22 protein-coding genes and 3 pseudogenes are annotated in these 21,257 nt (G+C 37.2%); 14 read left to right on the top strand and 11 right to left on the bottom strand.

Annotated elements, in window-relative coordinates; all coding sequences use genetic code 11:
• Positions 1-595: 595 nt before the first annotated feature.
• Positions 596-856 (top strand): photosystem I reaction center subunit PsaK, encoded by a 261-nt coding sequence (gene psaK, locus D5R40_RS04425; protein WP_124146237.1) that lies wholly within the window; start codon positions 596-598, stop codon positions 854-856.
• 352 nt (positions 857-1,208) lie between these two features.
• Here psaK and D5R40_RS04420 read toward each other — a convergent pair whose 3' ends face one another.
• On the bottom strand, positions 1,209-1,445 hold the full coding sequence (locus D5R40_RS04420) for a hypothetical protein (protein ID WP_124154275.1): 237 nt from the start codon (positions 1,443-1,445) through the stop codon (positions 1,209-1,211).
• A gap of 382 nt (positions 1,446-1,827) precedes the next feature.
• Here D5R40_RS04420 and D5R40_RS04415 point away from each other — a divergent pair, with 382 nt between their 5' ends.
• On the top strand, positions 1,828-2,490 hold the full coding sequence (locus tag D5R40_RS04415) for a L,D-transpeptidase (protein WP_124146239.1): 663 nt from the start codon (positions 1,828-1,830) through the stop codon (positions 2,488-2,490).
• 90 nt (positions 2,491-2,580) lie between these two features.
• Entirely contained in the window at positions 2,581-3,330 is a 750-nt protein-coding gene (locus D5R40_RS04410) for a L,D-transpeptidase (RefSeq protein WP_124146240.1), read from the top strand.
• Between the two features lie 911 nt (positions 3,331-4,241).
• Here D5R40_RS04410 and D5R40_RS39115 read toward each other — a convergent pair.
• A complete protein-coding gene (locus D5R40_RS39115; protein ID WP_240039082.1) occupies positions 4,242-4,463 on the bottom strand; it encodes a hypothetical protein in 222 nt (73 codons plus the stop codon).
• A gap of 107 nt (positions 4,464-4,570) precedes the next feature.
• On the opposite strand from D5R40_RS39115, the gene D5R40_RS04400 reads away from it, so the two are divergent.
• From D5R40_RS04400 to D5R40_RS04390, 3 genes and pseudogenes are all read left to right on the top strand, one after another.
• Positions 4,571-5,770 carry a peptidase U32 family protein gene (locus D5R40_RS04400; protein ID WP_124146241.1) on the top strand — a complete coding sequence of 400 codons (1,200 nt, stop codon included), beginning with the start codon at positions 4,571-4,573 and terminating at the stop codon, positions 5,768-5,770.
• A gap of 294 nt (positions 5,771-6,064) precedes the next feature.
• Positions 6,065-7,686 (top strand): annotated as a pseudogene (locus D5R40_RS04395) (NAD(P)-binding protein).
• Between the two features lie 170 nt (positions 7,687-7,856).
• A pseudogene (locus D5R40_RS04390) lies at positions 7,857-7,949 on the top strand (DUF4277 domain-containing protein); the annotation flags it as partial.
• 1,110 nt (positions 7,950-9,059) lie between these two features.
• On the opposite strand, the gene D5R40_RS04385 reads toward D5R40_RS04390, so the two are convergent.
• The 5 genes and pseudogenes from D5R40_RS04385 to D5R40_RS43640 form a co-directional block, all read right to left on the bottom strand.
• Positions 9,060-9,389 (bottom strand): hypothetical protein, encoded by a 330-nt coding sequence (locus D5R40_RS04385; RefSeq protein ID WP_124146243.1) that lies wholly within the window; start codon positions 9,387-9,389, stop codon positions 9,060-9,062.
• 371 nt (positions 9,390-9,760) lie between these two features.
• Entirely contained in the window at positions 9,761-10,714 is a 954-nt protein-coding gene (gene dcm / locus D5R40_RS04380) for a DNA (cytosine-5-)-methyltransferase (protein WP_282433605.1), read from the bottom strand.
• A 31-nt stretch (positions 10,715-10,745) separates the two neighbouring features.
• Entirely contained in the window at positions 10,746-11,024 is a 279-nt protein-coding gene (locus tag D5R40_RS40775; protein WP_240039083.1) for a DNA cytosine methyltransferase, read from the bottom strand.
• Positions 11,025-11,066: 42 nt separating this feature from the next.
• Positions 11,067-11,594 carry a DpnII family type II restriction endonuclease gene (locus D5R40_RS43645; protein WP_511035251.1) on the bottom strand — a complete coding sequence of 176 codons (528 nt, stop codon included), beginning with the start codon at positions 11,592-11,594 and terminating at the stop codon, positions 11,067-11,069.
• Positions 11,595-11,612: 18 nt separating this feature from the next.
• A pseudogene (locus D5R40_RS43640) lies at positions 11,613-12,125 on the bottom strand (hypothetical protein).
• Between the two features lie 282 nt (positions 12,126-12,407).
• Here D5R40_RS43640 and D5R40_RS04370 point away from each other — a divergent pair.
• The gene (locus tag D5R40_RS04370) at positions 12,408-14,024 is read left to right on the top strand and encodes a cation:proton antiporter (protein ID WP_124146244.1); all 1,617 of its coding nucleotides are present in this window, start codon (positions 12,408-12,410) and stop codon (positions 14,022-14,024) included.
• 208 nt (positions 14,025-14,232) lie between these two features.
• Here the strand turns inward: D5R40_RS04370 and D5R40_RS04365 are convergent, their stop codons facing one another.
• Complete coding sequence (locus tag D5R40_RS04365; RefSeq protein WP_124146245.1) at positions 14,233-14,475, bottom strand: hypothetical protein; 243 nt, start codon at positions 14,473-14,475, stop codon at positions 14,233-14,235.
• A gap of 335 nt (positions 14,476-14,810) precedes the next feature.
• Between D5R40_RS04365 and D5R40_RS04355 the strand changes: the two genes are divergently transcribed.
• Positions 14,811-15,653, top strand: a complete 843-nt coding sequence (locus tag D5R40_RS04355) for a tetratricopeptide repeat protein (RefSeq protein WP_240039088.1) — start codon at positions 14,811-14,813, stop codon at positions 15,651-15,653.
• Positions 15,654-15,744: 91 nt separating this feature from the next.
• On the opposite strand, the gene D5R40_RS04350 is transcribed toward D5R40_RS04355, so the two are convergent.
• The 3 genes from D5R40_RS04350 to D5R40_RS40770 form a co-directional block, all read right to left on the bottom strand.
• A complete protein-coding gene (locus D5R40_RS04350) occupies positions 15,745-16,080 on the bottom strand; it encodes a XisI protein (protein ID WP_124146247.1) in 336 nt (111 codons plus the stop codon).
• Positions 16,068-16,484: an element excision factor XisH family protein gene (locus D5R40_RS04345; protein ID WP_124146248.1), complete on the bottom strand. Its 417-nt coding sequence runs from the start codon at positions 16,482-16,484 to the stop codon at positions 16,068-16,070. Before D5R40_RS04345 ends, D5R40_RS04350 begins: the two co-directional genes overlap by 13 nt.
• A 166-nt stretch (positions 16,485-16,650) precedes the next feature.
• The gene (locus D5R40_RS40770; RefSeq protein ID WP_275670414.1) at positions 16,651-16,773 is read right to left on the bottom strand and encodes a hypothetical protein; all 123 of its coding nucleotides are present in this window, start codon (positions 16,771-16,773) and stop codon (positions 16,651-16,653) included.
• Between the two features lie 461 nt (positions 16,774-17,234).
• On the opposite strand from D5R40_RS40770, the gene D5R40_RS34560 reads away from it, so the two are divergent.
• The 6 genes from D5R40_RS34560 (at position 17,235) to D5R40_RS04315 (ending at position 21,169) form a co-directional block, all read left to right on the top strand.
• Positions 17,235-17,393: a hypothetical protein gene (locus D5R40_RS34560; protein WP_161564637.1), complete on the top strand. Its 159-nt coding sequence runs from the start codon at positions 17,235-17,237 to the stop codon at positions 17,391-17,393.
• A 19-nt stretch (positions 17,394-17,412) separates the two neighbouring features.
• Positions 17,413-17,622, top strand: a complete 210-nt coding sequence (locus D5R40_RS04335) for a helix-turn-helix domain-containing protein (protein ID WP_161564638.1) — start codon at positions 17,413-17,415, stop codon at positions 17,620-17,622.
• A 459-nt stretch (positions 17,623-18,081) separates the two neighbouring features.
• The gene (locus tag D5R40_RS04330) at positions 18,082-18,300 is read left to right on the top strand and encodes a hypothetical protein (RefSeq protein ID WP_338043223.1); all 219 of its coding nucleotides are present in this window, start codon (positions 18,082-18,084) and stop codon (positions 18,298-18,300) included.
• A gap of 147 nt (positions 18,301-18,447) precedes the next feature.
• Positions 18,448-18,834: a Uma2 family endonuclease gene (locus D5R40_RS04325; RefSeq protein ID WP_275670415.1), complete on the top strand. Its 387-nt coding sequence runs from the start codon at positions 18,448-18,450 to the stop codon at positions 18,832-18,834.
• Positions 18,835-19,282: 448 nt separating this feature from the next.
• Positions 19,283-20,518, top strand: coding sequence for a molybdopterin molybdotransferase MoeA (locus D5R40_RS04320; RefSeq protein ID WP_124146249.1), 1,236 nt, complete (start codon positions 19,283-19,285; stop codon positions 20,516-20,518).
• 219 nt (positions 20,519-20,737) lie between these two features.
• Entirely contained in the window at positions 20,738-21,169 is a 432-nt protein-coding gene (locus tag D5R40_RS04315; RefSeq protein WP_338043220.1) for a LuxR C-terminal-related transcriptional regulator, read from the top strand.
• The last annotated feature ends 88 nt before the right edge of the window (positions 21,170-21,257 follow it).

Here is a 21,257-nt window from a genome sequence, read left to right as displayed (position 1 = left end):
TGCTGATTAAATCTAAAAGTATTTACAGATAAAGGTTTTAGCCTTTTTGGGGCCTTTAAAAAGTGCCTGGTTTTCAGCTCTTCACGCTCAAAAAGTTAGTATTTTAGGCTCATAGTTGGGCAGAAAAATCAAGGGACAAAACTTAGCTCCTATCTCCTCTAAATTCCCATTTCTCCCCTCCTGGGAGGGGTTAGGGGTGGGTTGTCTCCTGTCTCCTGTCTCCTGTCTCCTACCCCAGCAAAAAGACTTTTTTCAGCAAACCCTAATTATATTTTTATTAAAAATAAAATCACCTATTTATTAACTTTTAAATATTTTTCATCAATAATTAACCAGATAAAATAAAATCACCTAGCTTATGGTTTACCCCATAAATTTTGAAATGCCTATAGTCATTTTTTTTCATCACAAAAACTCTATTGATACCTTCCACTGTTTCCTACTCCCAATTTCTGTAAGAGTCCTCTTAAATCTAAAGCTGGATTTGTAAAGAATTATTACTAAGTTACTCTAGAAGAGAAAATAATTGTATTTTCTGGTATAAAGATGCCACTTAGGTTTTTGATTGACTACATATAATTAAGGAAAAGAAAAAATGCTTTACTCAACTTTACTCGCAGTTGGCCCTAATACTTTTAGTTGGAGTCCCAAAATTGCTTTAATTATGATTATTTGCAATATTGTAGCGATCGCCTTCGCTAAGTTTACAGTTAAATATCCTAGCGTTGGACCTGCAATGCCTGGATCTAACTTTTTCGGTGGTTTTGGTGTAGCTGGAGTTTTAGCAACTACTAGCTTTGGTCACATTTTAGGTGCAGGTGTAATTCTTGGTTTGGCAAATATAGGATCTCTGTAACATTTCCCTCAACTATAACTATTAGCAGAAAATTGTTAATTCAATTTTGATTTATTTATGGCAACTTCCCTAAAAGTTGCCTTATTTGTTTACATAACTATTGCGCAATAGCAATCAATCATCGGAACCAAACAACCAGCTTTTTTATCATTTTCTTTGTGGGTTTAATACCCCACCGTCAACGGGGGTGTTCACGCATTACTTGGGGGAGCGAATCCCCATGTAATTTTCCTCCTGTCTCCTGTCTCCTGTCTCCTGTCTCCTTCTTCAAGAGGCAAGAGATTTACCATTAAAGGGAGAAGATAGGTTTTTCCAGCTTATTAATGTATTTGACATATCAAAAGCTGAAAACTCAGACAACGCCTGATTTTCCTCCTTCCTTCTGTTGTAGACAACTAAACGCCTTCTTCCTTCTGCTATATATGCTATAACGCTGTAGTGGATTTGCAGTTATATCATGTCCGGATAATGAGCGATAGAACAAAAAAACTTTCTCCTTTTCCTCCTCTTTCTTCTTCCCTCCTGACTCCTGACTCAGTCCTCCTGACTCCAATGTATTTGACATATCAAAAGCTGAAAACTCAGACAACGCCTGATTTTTCCTCCTTCCTTCTGTTGTAGATAACTAAACGCCTTCTTCTTTCTGCTATATATGCTATAACGCTGTAGTGGATTTGCAGTTATATCATGTCCGGATAATGAGCGATAGAACAAAAAAACTTTCTCCTTTTCCTCCTCTTTCTTCTTCCCTCCTGACTCCTGACTCAGTCCTCCTGAGGACTCCGTCGTTTATTTATAAGTATTCAACCGGACATGATATTACAGCGATTTTTAAATGGATGAACCACATAGTCGCACACCAAAACCATTGTAGGGAGATTCCATAAAACCTCTCTACTGTGGTCTACTAATCATAAAAACTACTGTATAATCAAAAACCAGCATATTTTCAGTAGTTAAGGATTGACTAAATGAATGAAAAAGTCAGAAAAAAATCTTTATCTAGATGGAGCAATAGTAGTCAAAAACACAATATTTTTAGTGGTTTTCATCTGTTAATACTCTTAAGCATAAGTATAGTCATTAGCTGGAACTATTTACAACGAAAAGCTCATGCTTCAACTCCTGTTGAAAATCAAGAAGCTTCAACTAATGCTACAGACTTAATAGAAATTCAGTCTCCAATAAAATCAAAATCACCGATTACAAAAAAAATACTAAAAGAACTTTATATTCAGCAAAATGAAAATATTTATTTAGTCATAAAATTAAGCGATCGCCGTGTCTATATATATCAAGACGAGCAATTAAAAACCAGCTATCCCATTGCTATTGGTAGAGAAGGATGGGAGACTCCTTCAGGTACATATAAAGTCATGCAAAAAATTCCAAATCCATCCTGGAAACATCCTTTTACTGGAGAAATAATACCACCAGGTCCAGAAAATCCTTTAGGGGAAAGATGGATTGGTTTTTGGACAGATGGCACAAACTATATAGGTTTTCATGGAACACCCGACGAAGAAACAGTAGGACAAGCTGCTTCTCATGGTTGTGTTAGAATGTTAAATCAAGATGTACTAGCCCTATTTGAAAAAGTAGCAATTGGTACAACTGTCATCGTCGAACCTTAACAGAATATGAGCAGAGTTTATTGATAAATTAAGCTACTAATAATATTAGTTTCTGATAATATCTATATAATTAATTTTGAGGAGTGAAAAATGATCGAATCTACCACAAATAAATGCCTTAGTCCGATGCTAAAAATCAACAAGGGAGCATATAATTTAACAGCAATATTCTTAACTACAGCAATTATTATATTATCTGGTCAAAAGTTATCCATAGCTTCTGTTTATACGACTGAGACAACTAATAATAATCAGCAAACACAGAAGGAAGCTAATTTAGCATTTGATGATTTGACGCCAAAGTGGCAACCTCCCGTTCAAGACCTCCAAAAATATTTACTAACAGAAGGAGAATCAGTTAATTCATCATTTGGTGGCTTAATGCCAAACCTGAAACGTGCTGTTAAAGACTTTCAAAAATATTTGGGAATAGAAAGAATAGAAGTAGAAAAGTTAATCCAGGTGGTACTTCGCTTAGGGGAACGACGAGTATATGTGTATGAAGGAGAAGAGGAAATAGCTAGTTATCCTGTAGCAGTGGGTAAACCAGGTTGGGAAACACCAACAGGTAAATTTGAAGTTATTCAACTGGTGGAAAATCCGCAATGGCAAAACCCCTGGACGGGTGAGGTAATGCCAGCAGGGCCAAATACAGCTTTAGGATTGAGGTGGATTGGTTTTTGGACAGATGGAAAAGATACCATTGGGTTTCATGGTACTCCCACTGTAGAATCCATTGGATATGCTGCATCTCACGGTTGTGTGCGGATGCGGAATGAAGATGTGATTGCTTTATTTGAAAAAGTACAGGTGGGTACAACTGTAGTCGTGGAGCCATAGTTTACATAGGTAGATCGCCGAACTTGAGATAATGAATTAAAAGTCTGAGGGAATACTTGAGCAGATCTAGAGATTTGGAGCTTTAATATCCTGACTATATCCAGGTGAATCATAAAAATCAACAAACTGGTAACCACATTAGACACAAATGCAGTTTTGCTTATGTCTTCGATGGCCATTTTTACGGATATGTTTGCTAATATCAAATCCGGGGGAATTGGATATAAAAAAATTCTCCAATCGTCATAACTACTAAATCTTTGTGATTCTTTCTCCTGCTGACTCTTGACTCCTGACTCCTCCTGAGTTAACCAATCTATAACTGTTTAACCGGATTTGAGATAAGACACTCTGGACATTGCATGGAAAATTAAACTCCAACTTTATAGTACTTAGAGATTTTATCTAGACTTTAGGAAAAAATAGGTTAAAAATAAGGTCAAAACCTGATACCGCAAAATTTTTATATTAAATCAGTCGTTTTCTTGATCTATCTAGGTTTCAGCTATTTTAAGCCACTTAAGGTATTTTTCCTGCTAATACTGGGTTTAAAGCCATTTTCGGTGTGAAAAATCCAAAAGTACAGTTATCCGATCCATAGCTCTTGGTGCATTCAATTCATCTTTATATTTACCAACGTCAGCCAAAAAGATGTCAGGATTTTACGAAGCTAGTGTCTAGCTGCAAAAATTAGTAATATTATTTTTGAGTTGACTTCGTTTGAGTTTAGGCTTTTTTCATTCCTCTAATAAATAGATCAGGACTTACGCAACGACACCAATAATAGTGGTTGGATCAGAAAAATGAGCAAGTTATACACTATATGTAACGATACTGCGTAATTCCTGTAGATTAACTGATACAATTAGACACTAGATTATCATTTTCTTTGTGGGTTTAATACCCCACCGTCAACGGGGGTGTTCAAAATTACTTGGGGGAGCGAATCCCCATGTAATTTTCCTCCTGTCTCCTGTCTCCTGTCTCCTGTCTCCTTCTTCAAGGTAGATGACCATTATCCAGCGAAATTGAACTGTATTATCTGCTATTGGTTGGCAGTCACTATCGGGATCAAAAATTTCTTGATGGGTTTTGGTTTCGAGCTGTTTCACTATCGTTTTTTGTTCGTTCAAAATTTCCGCAAAACCTCTATATTTTAATTATAGCGTTGATTCTGATTCTTCAAACCATAGTTGAGCGATCAAGCTAAAATATTTAAGTTAATCACTATATATATAATATGTGGAAACCAGAATTGTTAGCTCCTGCTAAAAATCTCGAACGTCTAAAAGTTGCTGTTACCTATGGCGCGGATGCTGTTTATGTGGGAGGGCAAAAATACGGTTTACGGGCGCGAGCAGATAATTTTTCTGACTATGACTTAGAATACGGAGTAAATTTTGCCCACCAAAATAATGCTAAAGTTTATCTGACTCTGAACGCTTTTCTCCACGATGATGACTTTGAGGGATTAGCCGAATATTGTCAATTTCTGGAATCTATTGGTGTAGATGGTGTGATTGTTTCTGACTTGGGGGTTTTGCGAGTAGTGAAAAATAGTTCTAATCTTGACATTCATCTCTCGACTCAAGCATCTTGTCTTAATTCTTATGCAGGGCAAATGTGGAAAGAATTTGCTGTGAAGCGTTTAATTGTGGGGCGAGAAGTCAGTGTTGCAGAGGGTGGGTTGATTCGTAGACAAACTGGTATTGATGTGGAGATGTTTATTCACGGTGCTATGTGTATGGCTTTTTCTGGTAATTGTACAATCTCCAATTTTACTGCAGGTCGAGATTCTAATCGTGGTGGATGTATTCAGTCATGTCGTTTTCCCTATCAGTTGGAGGCAAAAACAGACGATCGCCCGGTTACTTTTATGTCTTCTAAAGATTTATGGGGTATTCATCAAGTAGGAGCGTTTTTTGAGCATCAAATCTGTTCTCTGAAAATAGAGGGGCGAATGAAATCATCGTTTTATGTAGCGATGACTTGTAGATCTTATCGTCAAGCGATCGATGCTTATGCAGAAGGGAGGTTGACTCCAGAGTTAGTGAATCAGATTAGTGGTGAATTAGAATCTGTGCCTCACCGTGACTATTCTTCTGCTTCATTGGAAATTCCTGCAGGAAATGATTCTGTATATAAGCAGTTGGAAAGTAGTAGGGGTACTCACGAATATCTTGGTATTGTGATGGAGACAACACCAGAAAATATAGTTTTGCAACTGGTTGAGTCTGTGGAAGTGGGTGATGAAATTGAGATTATTCCTATGTATGGAGAGATAGTGCGTTGGAGAGTTAGTCAGCTTATTTCTGTGGTAGGCGATCGCCTGGAGAAAATGCGTGCTGGTAATGTTGTTTGTATTCCTAGAACTGCAGCACCAGATATCTTGAATAACGTAACAAAATTAAATATAGTTAGAGTCCCACCAGTAAATTGATGATTTGACAAAATTATATAGCAGGCAGGGAACAGGGAACAGGGAACAGTGAGAAAAATATTTCCCTTTATTCGGATCGTCATCATATCATGTCCGCTTGAATACGGAGTTGCACATTTTTGTCTACACTTGAACTAGCAATACTTTGAAAGAGGTATAAATAACAATTAACATAAAAATCATGCCTAATTTTTTATAGACATTTTCTCCTTGTTCTGTTCTGGCCTTGCCCAAAAAGCCGATCAAATGATAGATTATATTAATATTTAATTAAGAAATATTAAGATAAATTCTATGTTCTCTAAAAATACTATACAAAAATCAAAAATTGTGGTATGTGGTGCAGGTGTTGGTGGCCTAACAACAGGAGCATTACTGGCCCATAGAGGCTATCAAGTCCACATATTCGACCAAGCGATCGTTCCTGGTGGTTGCGCTTCTACTTTTAAACGACGCGGTTTCACTTTTGATGTTGGTGCTACTCAAGTAGCAGGTTTAGAAACTGGTGGTATTCATCACCGGATTTTCTCTGAGTTGGAGATTGACATTCCGAAGGCCACCAACTGCGACCCTGCCTGTGCCGTATTTCTACCAGGAGAAACTCAACCTATTAATGTTTGGCGCGACCAAAAAAAATGGCAACAAGAGAGACTTTCTCAGTTTCCCGGTAGCGAACCATTTTGGCAACTAATGACAAAATTATTTAAGGCAAGTTGGAAGTTTCAAGGGCGAGACCCAGTTTTACCACCGCGCAATATCTGGGATATGTGGCAGTTAGCAAAAGCAGTACGCCTGGATACTTTGATTACAGTGCCATTTACTTTGATGACGGTAGCAGATGCGTTACGGTTGTATGGCTTAAATGATAATTTGCGGTTGAAAACATTTCTGGATTTACAACTGAAACTTTACTCTCAAGTAGGTACAGAGGAAACAGCTCTACTTTATGCTGCTACCGCTTTAGCTGTTTCCCAAGCTCCCCAAGGTTTGTATCATCTTGAGGAGCTTGGGAAACAGCTCTACTTTATGCTGCTACCGCTTTAGCTGTTTCCCAAGCTCCCCAAGGTTTGTATCATCTTGAGGGAAGTATGCAGGTGTTAAGCGATCGCCTGGTTACAGCTTTAGAAAGAGACGGAGGACAACTCTTGATGGGTCATACTGTGGAACAGATATATATAGATAAGGGTAAAGCTACTGGTGTCAGAGTCAAAAATCAAAAAACTGGAGAAACTTGGGTAGAAACTGCCGACCATATTGTGGCTAATGTCACCGTGCAAAACTTAGTAAAGTTAGTGAAAGATGAAAATCAGACCTCTCACCCAATACCCGGTTACAAACGCCGAGTGAATAAACTCCCCTCACCATCGGGTGCATTTGTGGTTTATTTGGGAGTCGATGAAAGTGCTATTCCACCAAACTGTCCGCCTCATTTGCAGTTTTTCTACAATTATGACGGTCCCATTGGAGAAAATAATTCTTTGTTTGTATCAGTGAGTCATCCGGGAGACGGTCGCGCTCCCACAGGTAAAGCAACAATTACAGCTTCAAGTTTTACCGATACTCAAATTTGGAGACATTGCAAAGATTATCAGGGGTTGAAGCAGCAATATGCAGAGGAGGCGATCGCTCGTTTGAGTGAATATTTTTATTTAAAACCAGAAACAATAGTTCATCAAGAAGCGGCTACACCTCGTACTTTTGTTAAATTTACGGCACGAGATGAAGGTGTTGTCGGTGGTGTCGGTCAGCGTCTTTCAACTTTCGGACCTTTTGGATTTGCCAATCGTACTCCCATTCAGGATTTATGGTTGGTAGGAGATTCAACTCATCCAGGAGAGGGTACGGCAGGAGTGTCTTATTCAGCGTTGACTGTGGTGCGACAGATTGAAACTGAGAGTAATATTATGTCTGGTTGAATACTTATACAAGGAAGGCAGAGGGCAGAAGTCTGAAGGGAAAGAAAAGTTCAAATAGTACTGAAGAAATACTGAAATTATCTTTACTTTTGTTCCTTCTTTCTTTCTTCCCTGCTGAGTTCTGACTCCTGAGTTCTGACTCCTCGCTAAGTTATTTACTATTTAAAAAAGTGTCTTTAATTGAAGAAATAACAGTTCAAAATATCGACCACTTAGGAATAGTAGCAGGACTAATTGATGAGATAGGAATTGTGGAAATAATTAGGGTTTGCTGAAAAAGTCTTATGGGTGAGGGTAGGAGTCAGGAGACAGGAGACAGGAGACAGGAGAAATGGGAATTATAGAGGAGTTAGTAGGAAGAATAGTCCCTTGATTTTTCTGCGCAACTATGCGCCTAAAATACTAATTTTTTGAACCATTACGACCTAAAAGCTTGGACTTTTTTTAACTAAAAAAGGCTAAAACCTTTATATATCAATGCTTTTATATTTAATCAGCAAACCCTAATTAACAAAAATTAGGAGTAGATAATCGAGAAAAAAAGACAGCATTAAAGCTAGTAAAATAGTTAGAAAAAACTGGATTTGATACAGTTACTCAGGCTCAAAATTATAGCGCTGTGCGCAGGCAACAGGCAACAGGCAACAGCTCATCTGGGGGAATAAAAAACCGATAATATAAGACTTTTAGCTATTGGACAGTTCTTGTAATTTGTAAATATGTCAGCGCACATTGCTATACTTGAAATCCATCAACAAAAAACTGAAATTATGGGCTGAAATTCCGGTCGCGATTCATGTATCTTTTTGTCTTACATTATGAAGTACGAGATATGGGTTTCAAGATAATTGAGAAGAACATTTTTATTATGTCTAAGAGCACATCTCACTTTTGATCTTCGTAGGTTGGGTTGACGTTAGGAAACCCAACAATTGCAACGTTAATAACATCTATTTGTTGGGTTTATCCTACGGATAAGCTCCGAAGAGCGTGCCTCAAACCAACCTACGACATTAATATTTTTGCAAATAAATATGAGATGCACCCTACGTCTAATTAATGAGACTTGATATCAGGAGTTAGTTTAATTCCAAACTATTAATAAAGTACACAAATAGCTTGCTTTAATTTTTTTTGTCAAATCATCAATCTTTTATAAATTTTTTCTTATCCTATATTCCTATATACAGCATCTTTCATATCAGTGAGGTACATATGTTGCGGGCAAGATACGCGCACTACAAAGATCATTAATATTTGTACCTTATATATCTGCAATCTGCTATATATATTTTATAAATCTCCAAAAAATGGTAATAGTTAATAATTTTAAATAAATAACTTGTTTTTCCGAAAAACTAATAAATTATTGCTTATTCCATCTGAAAATGATAACTGGTATGACTGCCATTTGGATATAAAAAAGTACAGACCACAGCAACTTTTGGATTATAATTATCAATCAAATTTCCTAAACCAGCTTGTTGCCAATCACTAATCATTGTTCCTATTTGACTCATCGGTTTAAACTTAACTTGCCAGTCTGCTAAAACCGTACTATTTTCTTCTAACTGTCTAAAAATTATTACCGTGCCTTTTTCGGAAAGTAGGTGATATCCTTGATGGGCGATCACTGCTATTTTTTCAGCATTTGCTTCTATTATTGCTAATTGTTGTTCTTTCGATTCTAGGACATTTTCCATTCTTTTTATCCTTTTTTTATCATTTAACTTTTCTAATTTATCATCTTTTTAATTTATGTTCAATATAAATCTCCAAAAATCAAAAATAAAATCAATTATTATCCATAAATTATCAATTATTCCTCCCTGTTCCCTATTCCCTTTTCCCTATTCCCTAAATCAAAAATAAAATCAATTATTATCCATAAATTATCAATTACTCCCCTCCTGGGAGGGGGAGGGGCGAGGGGTGGGTTCCCTGTTCCCTGTTCCCTATTCCCTAAATCAAAAATAAAATCAATTATTATCCATAAATTATCAATTACTCCCCTCCTGGGAGGGGGAGGGGCGAGGGGTGGGTTCCCTGTTCCCTGTTCCCTGTTCCCTGTTGCCTATTTTCTGGATATGTTCAACATTAATTCTTGAGCTACGGCTTTAACTACATTAATACTTACAGAATTACCCAGTTGATAATAAGCCTTATTATCATTGTGGTGCAAAATAAAATCATCAGGAAAACCTTGTAATCTTGCTGCTTCCCTAGGAGTAATTTTCCTAACTCTATTTTGATGATAAATACCTAATCTATTGGCATCACTTGCCACTAAAGTTACAGCAATTTTATCTGGGTCTAAAAACTTGTAGACTTCAAAAGAAAAGTTTCCTGATACTGGTTTATATTTTGACTCAACTATTTGCAGATAATTTTTACTAACTAAAGAATTGAGCAATTTTTCTAACTGAGGATTAGTAAAAAAACTAGCTATTTGCTCCTTGCTCAACAATTTACCATCTTGATGTTTACCAAATTGACTATTTCTCCGTTTCAAAATCAAACAGTTCATTAATTCTATTTCCTCAGCACTGCATTCTCCTCTCAATCCCAACTCCCAAGAATGAATAGAATTTCCACCGCGATAATCAATTAATCTCATGCCATATAATTTACTTAAATCTCCATTTAATCTCTGTTTTAATGCTGCCACAAATTTTTCCGAAAAATATAATTTTTCATCTGGATTATCTTCCAAAATATCTGCCACAGTTATAGATTTTTTCAGAGGATAAAATAAAGACAATTGTTGTGGGTGATAAGAATGAGAATCTTTCTGACCTTGGTCAGAAATTAAATTAAATTTTGGCCTACTATCTAAAACTCCCAAGATATAAACTCGGAGACGATTTTGGGGTAAATTAAAATTCGCGCTATTCAATAAAAATATGTCAAAACTGTAGCCTCTGCTTTGAATTTCATATTTAATAGTTTCAATTGTTCTACCTTGATCATTAGTCAGCAAACCACGAACATTTTCAAATATAAAAGCTTGGGGTTTATATGTATCTATTAATCTGGTAATCTCAAAAAAAAGCGTACCTCTAGTATCCCCAAATCCGGCTTTTTTTTCCAGCAGAAGAAAAAGATTGACAAGGAAATCCTGCTAATAATATCTCATGGGGTGGTAACTTTTCAATTTGGCGGATATCTCCTAAAGGAAATTCAGCAAAATTTTTTTCATAAACTAAACCAGTGTCAGAATTTATTTCACTACTTAATACACATTCAGTTTCAATGTTTAAATATTTGGCAGCTTGTTCAAAACCTAATCTCATTCCACCAATGCCAGCAAATAGATCGATAAAGCGAATTTTTGTCATTTTATATTTGTTATAAATAGTATATAAATTGTCCAGTTTTTTTCAACCATTATTGTTTTCTAAGTAATCTCTCAAAAAATCACAAAGAATTGACAACTCATTTTTAGAAAATGCCACAGTGCAATGGCTATGCAAACAAATTGTTTGTAATGCTGACTGTCTTTCAAAGTTTCCTGCTCCATCTATAACATAAGCAATTTTGTGACCTGCTGTTTCAACTTGTTCATAACGAGCTTTTGCTTCTCCTCCTTTACGTTCAATAACACTATTAGTAGTTACTTGAAAGCTTACTTCTATAGCTACATATTTCTGGTTTTTTGTGACTATAATATCAAATGAAGTTAAACGTCCTGTAGTTTCGTCAGTATGAGTTACATTAGCTAAGGTAGCATCAGATTTTACTTCAATTCCAATGATTCCAATTTCATCTTTTATATACTGAGCAACAAACTTTTGTGCTAGATGACCTAAAGCATTAGATTTTGCACCTCCTGTAATACGACTAACCCAAATATATCGCTGCTTAATAAAACTATCTAATTTACTGGATTTACCAAAATAATCACCAATTTCACATCTTGCTAAAATTTAAGCAATTTCTTGATTAGCATTCTTATAGGAATTTCCAAATAAAAGAAGTGCAATAGCATCTTTTTGTCTTTCATCTAAAGAATATTTTACAAAAAGATATTTTCCATTAATTTTAAGAGTTTGATTACTTAAAGTTTTTGTAGGTAAGGCTTGAAACTTATAAATTCACTGACTACTTTTCCAGTAATATTTCATTTCTTCATTAGGAAACAAACTTTTAAATTCTTTACTTATACGTTTGAGCATTTCTCCCCCAAAGTCAGCCAGAATAACCAAATGCTTAACAAATAAGTTTCCTGACAAAGCTGAAGAGTTTACTATTGTAAATAAGTCCTCTAATTCTAATACATCAATGCTTAAGATATTAATAAATTGCTCTTGTGTTTTTAACAATAATGGAATTATACTTAACTCTGCTTCCATTTCAGCTAATTCTGTCGGCCAAAATTTTGATGCTGCTTTTTCTAATTCCAGAAACGTTTTTCTATAATCTTCTTTGGGGTTATTCATTATATTTTTTCATTAGTTATAAAAAAAATTGTTAAAAATATCAATAATCAGGACTTACGCAAAGGCACTATGTATAGAGTTTAACTACTGTTGGACAATAGTTTTAAGAGCTATATATAGTTTATCTATAGTTTATCTGCGTAAGTCCTAAATAATTATACAAGAAAAAGTGATTTTACACAATTTAAGGCATCTAGATGACTTGATTAACTAATTGTTTTATAGTACATTAAATTAGTACTAAATTCCTTCTTTCCTCTTCCTTCTTCCCTCTTCCTTCTTATGTTAGAAAGTATTATTTGGATATTATTAATAGGCTTTTTTGTCGGACAAATAGCCTCAAGATTAAAAGCACCGCCACTGGTGGGAATGGTGTTAGTCGGAATATTATTAGGTCCTCAAATTAGCAATACCATCGACTCTAGTATTTTGCAAGCTGCTGACTCCCTACGCACGATCGCCGTTATGGTAATTTTGATGAAAGCAGGGTTAGGGTTAGACCGAGAAAAATTAGCACAACAGGGAAGTGTTGCGATACGGTTAGGTTTTCTCCCTGCAACCTGTGAAGCTATTGTTATTGCTCTAGTAGCAATGTTATTACTTCAGTTTGACTTTGCCACTGGGTTGTTATTAGGTTGCATCATCGGTGCTGAGTCTCCAGCAGTTATCGTTCCCGGAATGTTGCGCCTCAAAAGTTTGGGTTGGGGTGTAGCTAAAGGTATTCCTGATGCAATTTTGACAGGTAGTGCTTTGTCAGATGTTTTGCTGTTGTTGATTTTTAGCCTTTTGCTGGCATTTTTATCCCAAGGAGCAACTACTGTAACTTTACCTGGTGGTATCACTCTCAGCGCATTACAACTATTACCATTTCAAGTAATTTTACAAATTATTCTCGGAGTTATCGCCGGTTTGCTGACGGCGCGAATATTAGTATTGCTGTTAGTCAAACAAAATTGGACTCAAAATGCCACCCAGGATACTTTAGTGGCAGCAGGTCTAGCTCTATTGTTAGTCGTCTTAGCAGAAAAATTTCCCATATTTTCTGGTTATTTGGCAGTTATGGCAACAGGATTTTTTGTCATCGAATTTGATGCACCTCTGGCGCGACGGTTGCGAAATAGTTTTGATACTTTGTGGGTGGTGGCGCAAATAATTTTGTTTGTGTTACTCGGTGCTAGTATCCCGTTGCAAATATTGGAAAATGTCTTGTTGGTAGGGTTGTTAATTTTAGCAGTCGGTACTTTAGTCGGGCGAATGCTAGGTTGGTATCTCTCCACTTTAGGTAGTAATTGGAATTGGCGAGAACGTTTATTTTTACTCCCCGGAAATTCTGCTAAAGCAACGGTACAAGCTGCCATTGGAGCTATTCCTCTAGCAGCAGGTATTGAGGGAGGAGAAACAATTTTGGCTATCGCTGCCCTATCAATATTAGTCACAGCACCTCTAGGAGCTTGGGCAATACCTACCTTTGCACCCAAACTACTACGCAAGGGAGAAGTCGATCCAACCAAGGTAGCGATCGCTCGTCGTATTGTTTTATTAGCTGCCGTTGATACTTCACCCCTTGCTGTGGATGTGTTGTTAAAAGTTGCCGAGTTAGCGAGACGTTGTGATGGGGAAGTTGTGGTGTTGCACGTTATTCAGTCTGAGGATGGGGAAAGTATTGAGCAACTGCAACTGCAAACAAAGCAACTTTTGGCAGATATTCGGTATCGGTTTATAACTGTTGCGGGAGTGGTATCAGAGGAAATAGTTTCTGTTGCACAACAGTATGGAGTAGCAGAAATAGTTCTGGGGAAAAGAGGGGATCGTTTATGGGAGAATGTGTTAGTTGGGTCGGTTTCTCAAGCTGTTTTGGAAAAGAGTTTAATTCCTGTGGTGGTAGTTGAAAAGGTGTAGTTATACTGATATGGGCAGGCAACAGCACTTTGTAGCTTGGGTTTATCGGTTAACCTAACAACCTCCAAGTATCTGTAGGGTTGCGCTGTTGCCAACTCTTTGCTCGCCCTACGATATTTGCGTTCTGCTTGCAGCAGAGCTAGTGCTATCGCACTTAGAGCATCCCTAACCCAACCTACAAGATATGCGATCACACTAGGATTTATAGTTATGCCTGATCACGAATCACAACGAGAGAACTGTAGAAGAATAAACTATCATTGGTTTCAGGATATGTATGCTTCCCACTCAAATAATCATAGGTAACAATGATTTCTTGCTCACCATCATCAGCCTTGTATTGCTTGGTTTTATGTAAACCTGAATTATCGGAGTAGTAATTCTTATAACTACTCGGTTCACTAGTTGAGGCATAAAGAGAATTCTTCCCCATCCAAGGAACATCAAACAAACAGGAGAAAGTTTTCTTCCAAACAGGAGAAAGTTTTCTTCAGTTTCTGATTCTTGGGGTCTTTTAATTTGAAGGTAGTAATGCATAGTAATGATTTAAGTGAGTAAACTAGCATTATAGTGATCAACAAAATACCAAATTGCACCAATATGATTGTCGAGAGATTTTGAGAATGATCAAGTTTTACGTACTCAGCGGGAAACTCTTTGACGTCAAGTATGATTGAATCGTTCAATATAATTTGTATAACTAGTTTCTTGGCCAACCGCACGGTGAAGCTTACTGGGTAATACTTGTGAGTAAGCTTCCCCAAAGTGGAAGAGTGTTTGTCACAAGTGGAGCAGGAAGATTTGGAGGAGATACGAGATGATGTGTTGTTGAATTTAAATTTGCTGGAACGAAAGGATGAAGATATCTATCAGTTACACCCTCTTATTAGAAAGTTTATGGTGGGTAAGTTGCAGCAGTTTGACTCTGTGGAGGAATGGAAACGTAGTTTTTGTCGGGTGGTGGCGGAGGCGGCGAGGGAAATTCCTGATGACATTACACTGGAGCAAGTTAAGGAAGTTGAGGTTAATATTCCCCATATTACAGAAGTGGCAGCAAACTTGACTGAGTATTTGAGTTATGATGATTTGATTACTCCTTTTATTAGGCTAGGTTCTTTCTATGAAGGTCAAGGATTTTATTTACAGGCACAACCTTGGTTAGAGAAGGGTAAAGAAATAGCAGAAAATCATCCAAAACGCGCCACCTATCTCAATAACCTGGCTTTATTATATAGTTCTCAAGGGAAATACAAACCAGCGGAACCTTTGTTTCAAAAAGCCATCGAAATCACCAAAATCGCTCTACCAGAAAATCATCCAGATATTGTCATTCACCTCAACAACCTGGCTTTATTATATAGTTCTCAAGGGGAATATGAAGCAGCGGAACCTTTGTTCCAACAAGCAATAAAAATCACCAAGATCGCCCTGCCAGAAAATGATCTAAAACACGCTACCTACCTCAATAACCTGGCTTTATTACATAGTTCTCAAGGGAAATACGAAGCAGCGGAACCTTTGTTTGAACAAGCATTGGATATGTTTGAAGAAACATTAGGTGAGGAACATCCTAATACTAAAATTGTGCGAGAAAATTTTGAAGTTTGTCGGCAACAACAACAGAGCTAGACACGGATTTTGCCACGGATGCACGGATGATGTCAAATGATTAATCCGTTTATCCGTGCCCGAATCTGTGTCTAGCTTTTCTTTTCCTCAATTAAGCAACTCCATAATCAGTATATTCCCGCATTTCAGGAGCTTGAAATCCCAGAACAATATCTTCTTTTGGTACTCCTCGCTCCACAAGTTTTTGAGCAATTCTCATTTCAGTCATATTTTGCTCTATCCAAATCTTTTCTCCTTTTATATCCAAATGTAAAACACAACCATAAGCTCGCCGATAACCATCCCATCCTACATTCATAACCATATAATGGTCTTGTTTTGTATCAAAAACCGTGTAACAATCTATTTGACCATTTGCTATGGGGATGGCAGCATAAACTGTTAATAAAGACTGAATAATATTGCGATAAGATTCTAAGGTATCCATTGTACAATTACCTCCTGTATTGGGTCATAAATAATTAGTTTTATTTCATACCTTTCTAAGGATATTTGTGCAAATTCCCGCCTAAAAAAAGTGTCATAAGCAACCACAGGTATTGCTAAATATAAAATTCGTGTTGGGTCACTAATTTCTAAAGCTAACCGATAATTCAAGAACTGTCCTAAAGCATTATGGTAATCTGTCAATGGCGAATCACTCAAAAAAGTTTTAATCTCAACTGCAATTTTTTCTTCACCACGCTCTGCTGCTAATAGTTGCTCTGCACCTAAATCAATTTCAAATTTAGTTCCGCCTACTTCGAGTAGTAGGGGATCGTCGGTGATCTGCCATTCCTCCTTTTCCAAAGCAATTCTAACCACAGCATGAAATTTATCCTTAGCGCCCATTTTTACCCTTCTCTAATTTACTTATTAGACTTGTCGCTTTATAACTATAAAAAACTGCTAAACCCTTATCATGTAAGGATTTTAGCAATTTCCAGTGCAAAACGTATGGAATTACTACTGTGTCTTAATTTGAGCGATTTTTTCTATCTATTTAGCGACAACTCTATTATAAATAGTCATAATCATCATCTTCAGGATTATCCCAAATTTTCTGAAAAGCTGCTTCAGACAGTTGAGTAATAGAATTAGTAAAATTTTGCTGTTGTTGTCGCTGAGACAAAAAATCCACAAAATCTACTATTTAGGAAACTTTATCTGGAGGCAAACTCCGGATTTTGGCAATTAGTTTTTTTTCCGACTCGGTGTAAATGTTTGTGTTTGTCATTAATTTATATCAATATTATGTGTCTTATCCTCAAATTATGCTATATAACATAGAATATATATGAGCGCACCTTTCCCATTATCTAAATAATAGCAAAAATTGATTTAAAATTAACCCTTTACTCAAATTTTTTTGTAGGAAATATTAATGGGAGCAATCGCGTAGCGGTGCGTAGCACTATCGGCTGCCCACTATGTTAAAATAAACAACATTAAATTATCAATAAAGGAGGTAAAAATTGAATCGGGAAATACACGAATCACAACAAAATTTATCAGAATAAATTTATGCAATTACCAACTAAGTAGGCAGGCAAAAAAAGTTGTAAAATAGCCTAGTCGAGTAGATGGAGGAAAATTTATAGTGTGCCAGCCCCTTTAAGAGTACATTTGAGTGAAGCTGAAGACAAAGAACTGCTGGAATTCCAGAAAATTGAGGGAATCCCCTCAAGAGTGAGAGAAACAGCGGAAATAGTTCGACTCAATCATCATGGATGGTCTGTAGCAGCGATCGCTGCTATATAAAAATAAGTCACCTCACACCGTGAGAAACAGTCTTCACCGTTGGTCAAGCCAAGGTTTTGAGGGACTGTGGGAAAAGATAGGTAGAGGAAGAAAAGCCAAGTGGGTTGAAGAAGATATAAAACATATAGAGATTTGTTTGGAAAAAGATGAACGAACCTATAATGCGGCTCAATTATCCCGAAAACTATCTCAAGAGCGAGGAGTGACTCTCAGTAGCGATCGCTACTGAAAAGTCCTCAAAAAAAGGGGTGGCGTTGGAAAAGGACAAGATATCAACAACCTTCCCCCCCCAGATGCTCAACAAAAACAAGCCAAAAAAGCTGACGCACGAATGGTTATTGTGGTCTCACAGTGCAGGAGAGATTTGCCTAAAATTCCGTAAAGGAATCCGGTTTTTGTATTTGGAGTCCCGTCAGTTACAGTTATGCTCGTTGTGGACAGCAAAAACTCCTCAAACAGACAAAAAAACGGGGGGAAAGGTTAAATATTCTAGGTCTTTATGCCATCGGAGTTAGTTTTGATGATGGACTAAAGTTAGGTTCTTTTAAAGGAGAATCTTACCTTAAGCTAATGGACTGGCAAGCTCAACAAGCCTCTCAAGGTTTTGAGCAGACGGGACAAATCACAGTAATAGTTCAAGATAACCATTCTATACACCTGAGCAAAAAAATCAGAGAACGTTGGAGTTATTGCCATGCCCCAAGGATTATTTTTCTTCCAACTGCCCAAATATTCCTCACAAATGAATCTGATTGAAGCACAGTGGCATCAACTTAAAACACATGAACTAGCTGGTCGGATTTTTGAAGATGAATATGATTTGGCGATGGCTGTTATAGAGGGTGTAGAAGCTCGCGCTCAACAAGACCAACATACCACAGAACGTTTTCTATTTAATTCTGCCTAGCTACTTACTACTAACTCCTTAGACACTTTTCTCCAACAACCCAATATCGAAACTTCTCCTGCTTGGGAATTCATCCATGGACAATCCAAACAAAAACCGATGCCAACTCTGTTTCATTCCCGCCTCTAACTAAACCTCGTCAACACCATTAATAATAAAACCCAAGCTTATGAAGCCATTCAAGAACTCAGGTGCATCATTCCTCCCTTATCTCCTGTGCCAGATATTGTGGTTGTAAAAAGCGATCGCCTTGGTGATGAAGACGGTCCACTGCAAGGTTCACCGGACTGGATAATTGAAATTCGTTCCCCAGACCAAAGCACATTAGACCTACAGAACAAAATTCTTCACTGTTTGGGTAACGGAACTCAGCTTGCTTGGTTAATTGATATTCAGCGACAGCGAATCTGGGTTTGGGAAAACCAAGAACTACCATTGGTCTTTACTGGAACTGAGATACTCCCCACTCTTGACAATATCTCAGATTTGACAGTGGAAAAAGTAATCGCTATGACCCAACAACGATCAAGCTAGGTTAACCTTAAGGAAACACAACAGTAAAATGAAAAAAATTATTTTCTAAAGCTCAAAAAAAATTTCCCTGGTTGATGGGATTGTATAAGGAAAAAACTGATGATAGTATGTAATTATTGGGATGCTTTCGCCCTTACGCATGACTTGTTATTCAATAAAGAAACACAACCAAGAAAGCGATCAGACTCTTGAGCAAACATAAAACAACTAAAAAGCGATCGCCAACTCATTGTGAACGCCTACAAAAAAATCCCTGGTTGATGGGATTGTATAAGGAAAAAACCTATGATAGTATGTAATTATTGGGATGTTTTCGCCCTTACGTATGATTTTTTATTCAACTAAAAATCAAGAGAAACTAGAGACCCTTCAACAAGAACAAAAACAACAGAAAAAGGAAGTCAAATACAATCTATAATCAAAATAGTCCAAATCTTATAGATTGAAAATGCTACCAGTTGACCAAGCAGAGTCAATCATTTTAAACCTAGTACAACCCTTAAATACCCAGAGGGATGTAGAAACAGTAGACCTCTTAACCGCATCGGGGCGCATATTAGCCACCCCAGTCACCAGTAAGGTTGATTTTCCCCACTGGGATAATTCAGCAATGGACGGCTATGCAGTAAAATTTACAGATGTCAAAAACTCGAGTCCCGAAAATCCAATAGCCTTGGAAATTATAGAAGAAATTCCAGCCGGGTATCAACCCCAGCAGCAAATTCAACCAGGACAAACAGCTCGTATTTTTACAGGTGCTTGTATGCCCAAAGGATCAGATACAGTAGTCATGCAAGAAGTGACTCAAAGACAAGGCAACAAAGTACTTATCCAAAAAACTCCAAGACCCCAAGAATTTGTACGATATCGTGGTTCATTTTATACCGCTGGTACTCCCTTACTCCAGCCTGGAATTATCTTAGGTGCTTCAGAAATAGCAGTATTAGCAGCACTTCAATGTCCGGAAATAACAGTGTATCGCCCACCTAAAGTCGGAATATTATCCACAGGCAATGAATTAGTCACACCAGACCAACCCCTACAACCAGGTCAGTTAGTAGACTCAAATCAATATGCCTTAGCAGTAGCTGTAGCACAGACAGGAGCAGAAGTAATACGACTTGGTATAGTGCCAGATGAACCAGAAATATTGAAAAAAACCATAGCTGAAGCAATAACAAGTACAGATTTTTTACTTTCCACCGGAGGAGTATCAGTAGGAGACTATGATTATGTAGAAGATATTCTCACCGAGTTAGGAGCAGAAATTCAGATTCATTCTGTAGCAGTTAAACCAGGAAAACCATTAACTGTTGCTAAATTTGCTGATACTCAATGTGTATATTTCGGTTTACCAGGAAACCCCGTTTCAGCATTAGTCAGTTTTTGGCGGTTTGTACAACCAGCGCTGAAAAAATTGGCAGGAGTCCAGGAAGCAGCATGGGGACCAGAATTTGTCACAGCGCGATCGCTTCAAGATTTACATTCCAACGGTAAAAGAGAAACTTATCTATGGGGTCAGCTAAAATTAGGAATAAATGGCCATGAATTTCAACTTGCCCAAGGCAGTCACAGCTCTGGAAATTTAATTAATTTAGCGGGTAGTACAGGTTTAGCAGTTATACCATTGAATGAAACTTCGATCGCGGTAGGCGAGTCAGTACAAGTGTTAAAAATAAGTTGATAGTCATCAACATCAGGAAAATTAAAAGGTAATTATGGAACAATTAACAATCAGTCAACAAGAGCAAACACGAATTTTAATTGTGGATGATGACCCAATGATGAACTTGGGTTAGAGCAAGTTTTGGGTAATTATGCCAATATTGAAATAGTAGGTTTAGCAGACAATGGTAAGTTGGGTGTAGCAGTGGCGGTCGAAAAGAAACCAGATTGAGTGGTTATGGATATTGCCATGTCAGAGCTTGATGGTATAGCAGCTACTCAGCAAATTAAGGAAAAACTCCCAGATACACGAGTGGTTGTACTCACATCTGACGATAGTCAGCAAGAAGTTATGGGTGCATTATCCAGTGGAGCAGATGCTTATTGTGTAAAGGGGGCAAGTGTAGAAAGGTTGATATCTGCTATTACTGCTGCTATAGATGGTGCTACTTATCTCGATCCACAAGTGGGGAGAATGGTTATTCAAAATTTGCAACCAATATTGCCATCGCTTCCAGAAAATTCAGCTAATTTGTCATCTAGAGAATTAGATGTTTTAAAATTGTTGGTAGAGGGTAAGACTAATACTGAAATTGCTAAAGACCTTTTTTTGAGTCCGAATACGATTAAAACTCATGTCATATCATGTCCGGTCGCATCGGTATTGTAAGCGTGAAGGTAAGGAAGAAGGAAGAAAGAAGAGGGAAGAAGGCTTAAAAGCTGAAAAAACGTAAATTTTCTCTAGATATTCACTCTTG

Source organism: Okeania hirsuta, from assembly GCF_003838195.1.
In the GTDB taxonomy this organism is placed as follows: Bacteria; Cyanobacteriota; Cyanobacteriia; order Cyanobacteriales; family Microcoleaceae; genus Okeania; species Okeania hirsuta.
The sequence above is the reverse complement of the archived record's forward strand: the minus strand, read 5'-3'. Positions and strand labels throughout refer to the sequence as shown.

Bases quoted from the DNA above. Each gene is read 5' to 3' on its own strand.
- psaK (WP_124146237.1), top strand. From the start codon at position 596: ATGCTTTACTCAACTTTACTCGCAGTTGGCCCTAATACTTTTAGTTGG.
- D5R40_RS04415 (WP_124146239.1), top strand. From the start codon at position 1,828: ATGAATGAAAAAGTCAGAAAAAAATCTTTATCTAGATGGAGCAATAGT.
- D5R40_RS04410 (WP_124146240.1), top strand. From the start codon at position 2,581: ATGATCGAATCTACCACAAATAAATGCCTTAGTCCGATGCTAAAAATC.
- D5R40_RS04400 (WP_124146241.1), top strand. From the start codon at position 4,571: ATGTGGAAACCAGAATTGTTAGCTCCTGCTAAAAATCTCGAACGTCTA.
- D5R40_RS04385 (WP_124146243.1), bottom strand. From the start codon at position 9,389: ATGGAAAATGTCCTAGAATCGAAAGAACAACAATTAGCAATAATAGAA.
- D5R40_RS40775 (WP_240039083.1), bottom strand. From the start codon at position 11,024: ATGACAAAAATTCGCTTTATCGATCTATTTGCTGGCATTGGTGGAATG.
- D5R40_RS04370 (WP_124146244.1), top strand. From the start codon at position 12,408: ATGTTAGAAAGTATTATTTGGATATTATTAATAGGCTTTTTTGTCGGA.
- D5R40_RS04350 (WP_124146247.1), bottom strand. From the start codon at position 16,080: ATGGATACCTTAGAATCTTATCGCAATATTATTCAGTCTTTATTAACA.
- D5R40_RS04345 (WP_124146248.1), bottom strand. From the start codon at position 16,484: ATGGGCGCTAAGGATAAATTTCATGCTGTGGTTAGAATTGCTTTGGAA.
- D5R40_RS04320 (WP_124146249.1), top strand. From the start codon at position 19,283: ATGCTACCAGTTGACCAAGCAGAGTCAATCATTTTAAACCTAGTACAA.
- D5R40_RS04315 (WP_338043220.1), top strand. From the start codon at position 20,738: ATGGATATTGCCATGTCAGAGCTTGATGGTATAGCAGCTACTCAGCAA.